Genomic DNA, 1,379 nt, shown 5'->3' with positions numbered 1-1,379 from the left:
TGTAGGTTTATTGCAGAAATAGAGGATATAAGCAGATTTGAGAATGCTAAAAAGCTTATAAGTTATGCTGGAACAGACCCTGTTGTTAAGCAATCTGGTAAATGGAAGGTTAGAATGAGTATATCTAAGCAGGGCAATCCTTTTTTGAGAAATATTCTTTATCAGATGGCTACTGGTGTTGTTATGTGGAACGAAATTTTTAGAGAGTATTATAGAAGAAAGTATCAGCAGTTCAAAAGCAGAAAAAAGGCTATGATTGCTGTTGTTAATAAGCTGGTTCGTGTCATATTTGCTATGCTTTCTAATAGGCAATTTTTTAATCATCCTTCTTTAATTTCTAATACTTGACTCCTTATTTACTTTAATTAAGTTTGTTGGAGTTACTATAATGTCTACAGGTACATCGTGTTCATTGACAGGCAGGTCATCAACAATCTGAAAGTCATAAGCAACTCCAACCTTCAATCCTTTAAAATCTTTTAAAAACCTGTCGTAAAAACCTTTTCCATAACCAATTCTATAACCTTTTTTGTTAAATGCTACTGCTGGAACAATGACTATATCTATATGTTCTTTTTCGGTTTTCTTTCCTTCAGGCTCTAAAATGCCAAAATTACCTTTTCTTAGGTCTTTTAATGAGTTTACGGCAACAGGGTGAATTTCTTCATTTACTGTTTTTGGAAATAAAACTCTTTTGCCTTTAAAAGAAAGTATTTCAAATAATGGGAGGACATTTACCTCATTTTTATGAGGATAGTATAAAAGAATTGTTTGTGCATTTTGTATTTCAGGAAGAGACAGCAGTTTTTTTACTATTTTTCCAGAATCTTCCTTGATATTTTTATGTTCTAATCTCTTATTTAGTAAATTTTTCCTTATTCCTTCTTTCATATGACCTCCCATTATTATGGAAGGCCACGCGGAAGAGCTTAAAATACATTAGTCCACCCGCAAGGCCGACGGGACTAGCCCCATCTTTCAGGGCTGATAGCAATAGGTGGGTGTTCGCATCGGAACCCTACTGGGTATCCGAGATATAGGACTCCCTTTCTTTCTGTCATAGCCCAGAAAATTTCAGGACATCCCTGTCGCACCTCGCAGGCCAATTTTATTCAATTTATTTAAAATAAGGGGTTTAAGCCCCGTTTTTTTTCCGCGTATACCTTCCATTACTTCCTTAGTTTTAGTCCAAATTTTTCATTTAACTTATTAACCAATTTTTCTACCATCTGGTTAACTTCTTCGTCTGTTAAGCTTCTGTTTTCCGCATTAAACTCTACAGAAACAGCAATGCTTTTTTGCCATCTCCAATAAAATATACGTCAAAAATTTAACTTTTTTATAAGTTTGCAAGTCTTTGGTATCTCGTCCAGCAGTGT

General features: G+C 34.5%; 2 protein-coding genes. One reads left to right on the top strand and one right to left on the bottom strand.

The window, feature by feature from the left end:
- On the top strand, positions 1–348 hold a 348-nt coding region (locus tag HG1285_RS01440; RefSeq protein WP_008289397.1), incomplete at its 5' end, for an IS110 family transposase.
- On the opposite strand, the gene HG1285_RS01445 is transcribed toward HG1285_RS01440, so the two are convergent.
- Complete coding sequence (locus tag HG1285_RS01445; protein ID WP_008289396.1) at positions 331–891, bottom strand: 5-formyltetrahydrofolate cyclo-ligase; 561 nt, start codon at positions 889–891, stop codon at positions 331–333. The two genes, HG1285_RS01440 and HG1285_RS01445, sit on opposite strands and share 18 nt — an antisense overlap.
- Positions 892–1,379: the final 488 nt, after the last annotated feature.

The organism is Hydrogenivirga sp. 128-5-R1-1 (assembly GCF_000171895.1).
The sequence above is the reverse complement of the archived record's forward strand: the minus strand, read 5'-3'. Positions and strand labels throughout refer to the sequence as shown.

Excerpts from the sequence above, each read along its gene's own strand:
- HG1285_RS01445 (WP_008289396.1), bottom strand. The coding sequence starts at position 891 with ATGAAAGAAGGAATAAGGAAAAATTTACTAAATAAGAGATTAGAACAT.